We start from the raw sequence: 7,860 nt of genomic DNA, 5'->3' as shown, positions 1-7,860 counted from the left end.
GCCCCACCACCGACCGTCCCCCCGCCGGCCTCCTCACCGTCGCCGTCGACCCGGACGCCTGTTGCGCCATGGGCCGCTGCGCCGCCACCGCCCCGGAGGTCTTCGCCCAGGACGCCGACACCGGGACCGTGGTCCTGCTCGACGCCACTCCCCCGCCCGCCCTGCACGAGACCGCCCGGCTCTGCGCCGACCTGTGCCCCTGCGCGGCCATCACGGTCACCGAGTCCGCCGCGGGCACCGAGTCCGGCCCGGCCGCCGAAGCCGCGCCGCCCCCCGCAAGCCCACCCCGCACCGCATCCGACCAGGAGCGATGATGAACGACGTTGCCGGTTCCGCCCCCACCGCCGCCGAGGCGGCGCTCTCCGCCGACACCTCCCCCATGGGCGAGGCGGCCCGCTGGGCCGTGGGCCTCCTGACGGCGCCCGGCCTCGCCGACGAGGCGGCCGTCGCCCCGCGTTTCGTCCCCTCCTTCCCGGTCGGGCCCGGGGGCTTCTCCGAACGGCTCGCCGGATGGCGGGAGAAGGGCCCGTTCACGGTCCGCGAGTACCAGCCGGTGGCCCACAAGGGGTGGGTCACCCTCTCCGGGGCCGGCGGGGCACGGTACACGCTGTCGCTCACCCTCGACTCCAGCGGACTGGTCCGCATCCTGACCCTCCAGCCCGAGACCGTCGTCCCCGGACTCCGCACCTGGCACGAGGTGGAGGAGGTGCTGCGCGCCCCCGGGGTGGAGCACTCCGTCCTCGCCGTGCGCCTCACCCCCACGTCCCCCGTCGTGCTGCACGCGTCCGCGGCCGACCGGCCGATGCCCACCGGTTCCGCCTACAAGCTGTTCGTGCTGCACGCGCTGCTCGACGCGGTCGACGCCGGGCGGGTGGACTGGGACGACGAGCTCACCCTCACCCCGGAGCTGCGCAGCCTGCCCACCGGCGACATGCAGGACCTGCCGGACGGGACGCGGGTGTCGGTGCGCGAGACGGCGCACAAGATGATCGCGCTCAGCGACAACACGGCCGCCGACCTGATCATGGACCGGCTGGGGCGGGAGGCCGTGGAGGACGGGCTGGCCGCCGCCGGCCACCACGACCCGTCCCTGCTGCGCCCGTTCCTGACCAGCCACGAGGTCTTCCAGCTCGGCTGGGGCGACCCGGGGCCGCGCGCGGCCTGGAGCGAGCGGGACGAGGCGGGGCGCCGCGCGCTGCTGCGCGAGATCGCCGGGCCGATCACCGTACGCGTCGGCGACCTGGGCCCGACGGTGCACCGGCTGGGCCTGGACTGGCACATGAACGCCCACGACGTGGTCCGGGTCCTCGACCGGCTGCGGCGGCGCGCCGACCGGGACGCCACCGGCACCGTCGAGCGCATCCTCACCGCCTACCCCGGCCTGCCCCTCGATCCGGGCGTGTGGCCGCGGGTGTACTTCAAGGCGGGGTCGAGCCCCGGGGTGATGATGTTCTGCTGGCTGCTGGAGGACCGGGACGGCACCGGGTACGTCCTGGTGCTGCGGCAGGCGGCCGACGAGCAGCGGCTGATCGGCGACGGCCTGTTCCTGCGCGGCGTCGGCCGCCGGATCGTCGAGTCGGGCCTGCTGACGGCCGGCGCGGACGCCGGACGCGCCGCGGTGCCGGCGGGCGAGCCCGCCCGGTGAGCGTCCGGGACCGGTTCCTCGCCGGGCTCGTCGCCGTGGTGTGGGGGCTGAACTTCCTCGCCGTGCGCATCGGCCTGGACCACTATCCGCCGGTGTTCCTGTCCGCCATGCGCTTCCTCGTGCTGGCCGTCCCGGTGGTCCTCTTCGTCCCCCGGCCCGCGGTGGCGACGCGCTGGCTGGTCGCCTACGGACTGGGCTTCGGCGCCGTGCAGTTCGGGCTGCTCTTCCTGGCCATCGACAACGGCATGCCGTCCGGGCAGGCGTCGGTGGTGGTGCAGGCGTCGGCGCCGTTCACGATGGTGCTGGGGCTGCTGTGGGGCGAGCGGATCAACCGGCGGCAGCTGGCCGGGATCGCGCTCGCCGTGGCGGGCATGGCGGCCATCGCGGTGGAACGGGCCCGGGGCGCCGCCCTGGTGCCCCTGCTGCTGACCCTGCTGGCCGCGCTGGGCTGGGCGCTGGGCAACATCGCCGCCCGGCGGGCCCGGCCCGACCACCCGCTGCGCTTCGCGCTGTGGATGTCCGTGATCCCGCCGGTGCCGCTGCTGGCCCTCTCGGCGGTGCTGGAGGGTCCGGCCGCGGGCTGGCGGGCGTTCGGGGACTCGTTCGGCGCGGACGGGCTGCCCGGCCTCGCCGCGCTGCTGTACGCCGCGCTGGCGGGCTCGGTGCTGGGTTCCGGCATCTGGACGACGCTGCTGAAGCGGTACGAGGCGGGGACCGTCGCGCCGTTCTCGATGCTCGTCCCGGTCGTCGCCGTGGCGGTGGCGTGGATCTTCCTCGGCGAGCGGCTCTCGGCCTGGTCGGCCGTGGCCAGCGCGGCGGTCGTGCTCGGCGTGCTGGTGGGGACGGCGGCCGGGCGGCCGGCGCCGGCCGCCCTTCCCGCACCGGAACCTCAGACCGGCTCCGGGACCGGATCTCAGGCCGGCGAACCGGCCTCGCACGTCCAGGACACCCAGCGGTCGTAGGGCTCGAACCCCAGGGCCGCGTTGAGCGCGATCATCGGGTGGTTGTCCTCGGCGTTCGCCGTCTCCACCAGCCGGACGGCGGGCTCGTGCCGCAGCACGTACGCCAGGTTGGCCAGTTTCAGCAGTAGGCCGAGCCGGTGGCCGCGGTGGCCGCGGTCCACCACGGTCATGCCCTGCAGGGCGTACTCCGGGTTGCCGGTGGTCTTCGACACGCTGGTGTAGCCGACGAGCGTGCCGCTCTCCCGGTGGACCACGCCCGTGTGGTAGGCCCGCCGGCCCCGGCCGACGCGCATGGTCTCGAACTGCCGGGCGTAGCTGGTCCGGACGTCGGCCGCGGCCGGGTCGGCCGGCGCGTCGCCCAGCGACAGCTCCAGCCGCGACACCGGCACCGCGTACGCGTCCGGGGTGATGGTCCCCCAGGTGACGAGCTCGTACCCGGGCGGCACGGCGGGCACGCCGTCGGCCAGCGGATCGTGGCGGCGCAGGTCCAGCCACTGGTGCAGGCCGGCCGGGACGGGCGCGCGGCGGGCGCCCACGGCGGCGGCGAAGGCGGCCGGCGCCGTGTCCTGCGGCGGGCCGGACGGCAGGCCCTCGACCGACGTGCCGGTGAGCGAGGTGCGCCCGTGCTTGCGGGCCAGGGTCAGCGCGTGGTCCAGGAGGGCCCGCCCGATGCCCTCGCGCCGCCGCGCGGGGTGCACCAGCAGCTGGTCCACCCGCGCCGACGCGGCCCCCTCGGGCAGGGCGAGGCGCAGCGAGCCGACGACCCGGCCCGCGTCGGACACGGCCCAGTCGTCGAGGGCGGTGGCGGGCGGGGGGAAGCGCAGCGAGCCGGTGAGGTCGACGGAGCAGGGGGGCGCGGAGAGCAGTCCGGTGTCGGCGGCGGCGTACTGGAGGGCGAGCCACTGGCCGACCGTGGCGTCGTCGTCCGCGGCGAGCGGGACGAACTCCAGGTCGCGGGGGGTGTCGGTCATGCGGGGCTCCCTTGCGGCTCGGTGGCGGACGGTGCTTCCGGGGCGAGGCCCATGGCCTGCACGTCGTAGAGGCCGAAAGCGGGGTGGACGTAGACGTTGGTGACCCAGGAGTTGCGGAAGTGCAGCGTCTTGTCGTGCACGAGGGGCAGCAGGACGGCGTGGTCCATCACCCGGCGCTCCACCTCCCGCCAGAGGGCGGTGCGTTCGCCGGGGTCCGTGGTGAGCAGGGTCCGGTCGATCAGCCCGTTGACGACGGGGTCGTCGAGCTCGGGGAGGTTCCAGTTGCCCCCGTTGCGGCGGATCTGGCGGCCGTCGACGAGGGGGGCGAGGAAGCCGTACTCGGTGGGGAAGTCGGCGCCCCAGTCGGTGACGATCAGCCCGAGCCCGTGCCGGCGTACGGTCTCGGGGTGGCCGGCGCCGAGGCTGAAGTACGTGGCCACGTCGAGTTCTTTGACGGTCAGCCGGATGCCGACCCGGGCGACGGACTCGGCCAGCGCGTCGGCGACCAGCCGGAACTTGCCGCGCTGGGTGCCGATCACCGCCTCGAAGCCGCCGGGCAGCCCCGCCGCCGCCAGTTCCGCCCGGGCCGCCGCCAGGTCGCCGCGCAGGTCCGGTCCGGTCGGGTACGGGTCCAGGTCCTGGTGGGCCGGCAGCCGCGGCGGGAACAGGGCGGTGGTCAGGTCGCCGCCCATGACGGGCCCGCCGCGGGCCTGTTGCAGCAGGATCTTGTCGGCGGCGTAGTGCACGGCCCGGCGCGCGTGGACGTCGCCGAACGGCGGGATGTGCGGCTGCACGGCGACGAAGTGCAGGAAGCTCGTCCGGGGGTTGTCGGTGCGCGAGCGCAGCCCCTCGTCCTCCGCCACCCGGCGCTGCGCCGCGTGCTGGAGCCCCCGGCCCTCCAGGTTGATGTCGAACTCCCCGTCGATCAGCCGGGCGTCGAGCGCGTCGACGTCCATGCCGACGGTCAGCTCGACGCGGTCGGGCAGCGCGGGCCGCACCGGGTCCGTGGCCGGGTCCCAGTGCGGGTTGCGCTCCAGCAGCAGGCGGGCGCCGGGCCGGTGTTCGGCGACGCGGTAGGGGCCGCTCGACAGCGGCGCGGACCCGTAGTCGGCGCCGGTGTCGGCGCGCGGCGGCACCGGGGCCGTGCAGGGCTGGGCCATCAGGTGGTCGAAGTCCGGGAACGGCCGGTTGAGCCGGAACTCGATGGTCCGCTCGTCGGGCAGCCGGACGGACTCCAGCGGCGCGTCGGCGCGGTAGGGCCCCGGGTAGGGCCGGGCCGGGTCGTCCAGCAGCGGGATCAGATGGGTGGGCCCGCCCGGCAGCACGTCCTGGGCGAACACCCGTTGCACGGCGTGGCGGATGTCGGCGGCGGTCACCGGGGTGCCGTCGTCGTAGCGCACGCCCCGCCGCAGCCGGTACGTCCAGGTGCGCCCGCCGTCGCCGACCCGCCCCGGCTCCTCGGCGAGGTCGGGGACGGGGACGAGCCCGGCGGGGCCGGGGTCGGTCGGGTAGGCCATGAGGGTGCGGTTGAGCATGCGCTGGAGCAGCCACACCCACACGTAGTAGGTGCGCGCCGGGTCGAGCGAGTCGACGTCGGCGGAGGAGGCCAGCCGCAGCGTTCCGCCGCGCCGGGACGAGGGGTTGACCAGCGCCCCCACGCCGGCGTCCCAGCCGGCGCCGAGCCGGTCAGCGGGAACGGTGGTCATCGTGGTGTCCTTTCGAGGCGGAGGATGAAGGAGTGCTCCCGGGCCGCGTGGCAGCCCCGGGCGAGCTTGGCCTCCACGCTGCCGATCCCGGCGTGCAGCACCGGCACGCCCTGCGCGGCGGCGGCCTCCAGGACGCGGTAGTAGAGGACGTCGTAGTAGAGCGGCAGCCGGCCCTGGGCCTCGTAGTCGAAGCCGGCGCGGTGGCCGAACCACTCCTCGCGGCCCAGGGCCCGGGAGCGCAGCACCATGCCGAAGCCGATCGGGACGCCGTCCTTGCGGGCGACGGAGACCATCACGTCGTCGCCCATGACCTCGCCGATCCAGCCGATCAGCGCCGCCGAGTGCTCGGGGCTCGCCGGATTGCCGTACTTGCGCAGGAGGTTGCAGTCGAGTTCGCCGAGCCGGGGCACGAGCTCGGGGGTGACCCGTTCGATGCGCGTCTCGATCCCGGCCTCCGCCAGGGCCCGGCGTTCCAGGCGTACGCGGCGCCGGCGGTGCGGGGTCATCTCGGCCAGGAACTGCTCCCAGCCGCCGGGCGGTACGGGCAGCCAGGCGTAGTGCGCGGACGGGTGGGAGCGGTAGCCGCGCGACCGCAGCAGCGCCACGAGACCGGCGTCGCGCTCGTCGACGTGCGGGAAGCAGACGGTGGCCGCGCCCCGGTCTGCGGCGCCCCGTTCGGCCTCGGCGACCAGCGCCTCCACGTCCTCGGGGCGGGCGTCGGCGGCCGTCAGCGGCCGGGTGCGGCCCAGGTGGCGCCCGCCGCAGACGAGGGACGGCAGCAGGGTCTCCGGGTCGCCGCCGGCCGTGTCGTCGAGGCGGGCCAGCGCCTCCGGGTCCCCGTCGCCGGCGGCCCGCGCGAGCATCGCGTCGGGGCGGGCCAGCAGCCAGGGGACGGTGTCGTCCGCCCAGGCGGTCACCAGCGCGGCCACGGGCCGGCCGGCGCGGCGGCGCAGCAGGAAGCCCATCTCCGTACCGGAGTTGCGTTCCTGCACCGCGAGCCAGCGCGGCGACTGGAAGAAGTCCTCGGGGCCGGTCAGCTCGTCCCAGCCGGCCGCGGTCAGCGCGGCGGCGTCGGGGACCCGCTCCACCGTCTCCGCCGCCGGCCGCCCGTGCGTCGTCGCCGCGCTCACGGGCGCCCCGCCTCCTCTTCCTCCTCCTCGGTCACGAAGTCGAGGAGCCCGGCCGCCTTGTCGGCCAAGGCCTGGGCCTCCAGCCGGTCGGGGCCGTTGCAGTAGGTGAAGCCGACGCAGGAGGAGTTGTCCATGCGCTGGAAGAGCTTGTCGCCCTTCTCCACGTGCAGCAGCACCTGCACGCCGGGGACGGCGGAGGCGGCCTCGACGCCGTCGACGCGCTTGAGGGTGCCGCGCCGCTTCGGGTACAGCATCCGTACGGCCGCGCCGCCGTTGTGCACGACGGGTTCGATCGGCGGGACCTCGCCGAGGGCGAGCAGCCAGGCGTCCAGGATCGGGCTGCGCCCGGTGACGTCCGTGACCAGCATGGTCATACAGCTGGACGGGGTGCGCGGGTTGGCCTCGATGACCCGCCACCCGGATTCGGTGCGCCGCACCTCGGTGTGGCAGGGCCCGTGCCGGTAGCCGATGGCCTCCAGAGTCGCGCGGACGACCCCGTACAGCGCCTCGCGCTCGTCGTCGGGCAGCGGCACGGGGAAGGTGTGCCCGCACTCGATGTAGGCGGGTTCGCCGAACAGGTCCTTGGAGGTGACGCCGAAGACGTGCGTGTGCCCGTCGACCGTCATGGTCTCGACGCTGACCTCGACCCCCTCGACGTACGTCTCCAGGAGCACCTCCCCGCTGCGGGGCTGGCCGCGCAGGCTCCGCCGCACCCCGGAGAGCTCGCGGAACGCCTCGACGAGCTCCGTCATGTCGTCGACGCGCCGGACGCCGTAGCCGATGGCCTCCGCCGGCGGCTTGGCGATCATCGGGAAGCCGAGCGCCCGGGCGGCCTCCTCCAGTTGCCCCTCGTCGGCCACGAGCCGGTGCGGGATGTTGTACGGCACGTCCCCGAGGGCGACGCGGAGCCGGTCCTTGACGTTGGCGGTCTCCACGGCCTCGGGGTCGGGCCCGGGCAGTCCCAGCCGCCGGGCCGCCCGCGCGGCGAGCACGGTGTGGTAGTCGGAGAAGGAGGTGAGGCCGTCGACGAGCGGCCGGCCGTCCTCGCCGGTGACGGCGGCCAGCACCGCGTCGACGTCGGTGGTGTCGACGTCGATCACCCGGTCGACGGCCGCCGCGAGCGGATGGGAGTCCCAGTCGTGGCCGTGGGTGTACCAGTCGCGGTCCCCGGTGAGCAGCCACACCTCCAGGCCGTGCTCCCGCGCCTGGTGCAGCCCCAGGACGAAGGGGTGGTTCTGCATGTGCTCGACGATGGCTACGCGCTTGCCCGCGAACTTGGCGTAGTCGGCCAGGGGTGTGGTCATCGAACCGCCTCCGTGATTCCGTCCTGCAGTCGCCCGACTCGGAACTGGTGGATGCCAGTTGACCCCGCCGGCGGGCCGGGGGTCACGGCTGGGGCGGCGGAGCGCATAGGCGGTGGGCGAGGCGCATAGGACGGCCGGGGGC

The 7,860-nt window shown here is 75.4% G+C and carries 7 protein-coding genes; 3 read left to right on the top strand and 4 right to left on the bottom strand.

The window, feature by feature from the left end:
- From ACSNOK_RS27775 to ACSNOK_RS27765, 3 genes are all read left to right on the top strand, one after another.
- Positions 1 to 314, top strand: a 314-nt coding sequence (locus tag ACSNOK_RS27775) for a ferredoxin (protein ID WP_436783535.1), incomplete at its 5' end; no start/stop codon positions are given.
- A complete protein-coding gene (locus ACSNOK_RS27770) occupies positions 314 to 1,645 on the top strand; it encodes a serine hydrolase (protein ID WP_436783534.1) in 1,332 nt (443 codons plus the stop codon). The genes ACSNOK_RS27775 and ACSNOK_RS27770, both read left to right, overlap by 1 nt.
- Positions 1,642 to 2,607 (top strand): EamA family transporter, encoded by a 966-nt coding sequence (locus tag ACSNOK_RS27765; RefSeq protein ID WP_436783533.1) that lies wholly within the window; start codon positions 1,642 to 1,644, stop codon positions 2,605 to 2,607. Before ACSNOK_RS27770 ends, ACSNOK_RS27765 begins: the two co-directional genes overlap by 4 nt.
- Here the strand turns inward: ACSNOK_RS27765 and ACSNOK_RS27760 are convergent.
- The 4 genes from ACSNOK_RS27760 to ACSNOK_RS27745 are packed head-to-tail and all read right to left on the bottom strand — an operon-like array spanning position 2,559 to position 7,718.
- Positions 2,559 to 3,578 carry a GNAT family N-acetyltransferase gene (locus ACSNOK_RS27760; RefSeq protein WP_436783532.1) on the bottom strand — a complete coding sequence of 340 codons (1,020 nt, stop codon included), beginning with the start codon at positions 3,576 to 3,578 and terminating at the stop codon, positions 2,559 to 2,561. The genes ACSNOK_RS27765 and ACSNOK_RS27760 overlap by 49 nt on opposite strands.
- On the bottom strand, positions 3,575 to 5,284 hold the full coding sequence (locus ACSNOK_RS27755; RefSeq protein WP_436783531.1) for an ABC transporter substrate-binding protein: 1,710 nt from the start codon (positions 5,282 to 5,284) through the stop codon (positions 3,575 to 3,577). The genes ACSNOK_RS27760 and ACSNOK_RS27755 overlap by 4 nt, the downstream gene beginning before the upstream one ends.
- Positions 5,281 to 6,414 (bottom strand): GNAT family N-acetyltransferase, encoded by a 1,134-nt coding sequence (locus ACSNOK_RS27750; protein ID WP_436783530.1) that lies wholly within the window; start codon positions 6,412 to 6,414, stop codon positions 5,281 to 5,283. Before ACSNOK_RS27750 ends, ACSNOK_RS27755 begins: the two co-directional genes overlap by 4 nt.
- Positions 6,411 to 7,718, bottom strand: a complete 1,308-nt coding sequence (locus tag ACSNOK_RS27745; protein WP_436783529.1) for an ATP-grasp domain-containing protein — start codon at positions 7,716 to 7,718, stop codon at positions 6,411 to 6,413. Before ACSNOK_RS27745 ends, ACSNOK_RS27750 begins: the two co-directional genes overlap by 4 nt.
- Positions 7,719 to 7,860 lie beyond the last annotated feature (142 nt).

This window comes from Streptomyces sp. URMC 126, from assembly GCF_051386555.1.
Classification (GTDB): domain Bacteria; phylum Actinomycetota; class Actinomycetes; order Streptomycetales; family Streptomycetaceae; genus Streptomyces.
This window is presented reverse-complemented; position numbering and strand designations above follow the sequence as displayed.

Coding starts and splice junctions, on each gene's coding strand:
- ACSNOK_RS27745 (WP_436783529.1), bottom strand. CDS start 7,718: ATGACCACACCCCTGGCCGACTACGCCAAGTTCGCGGGCAAGCGCGTA.
- ACSNOK_RS27755 (WP_436783531.1), bottom strand. CDS start 5,284: ATGACCACCGTTCCCGCTGACCGGCTCGGCGCCGGCTGGGACGCCGGC.
- ACSNOK_RS27770 (WP_436783534.1), top strand. CDS start 314: ATGAACGACGTTGCCGGTTCCGCCCCCACCGCCGCCGAGGCGGCGCTC.
- ACSNOK_RS27760 (WP_436783532.1), bottom strand. CDS start 3,578: ATGACCGACACCCCCCGCGACCTGGAGTTCGTCCCGCTCGCCGCGGAC.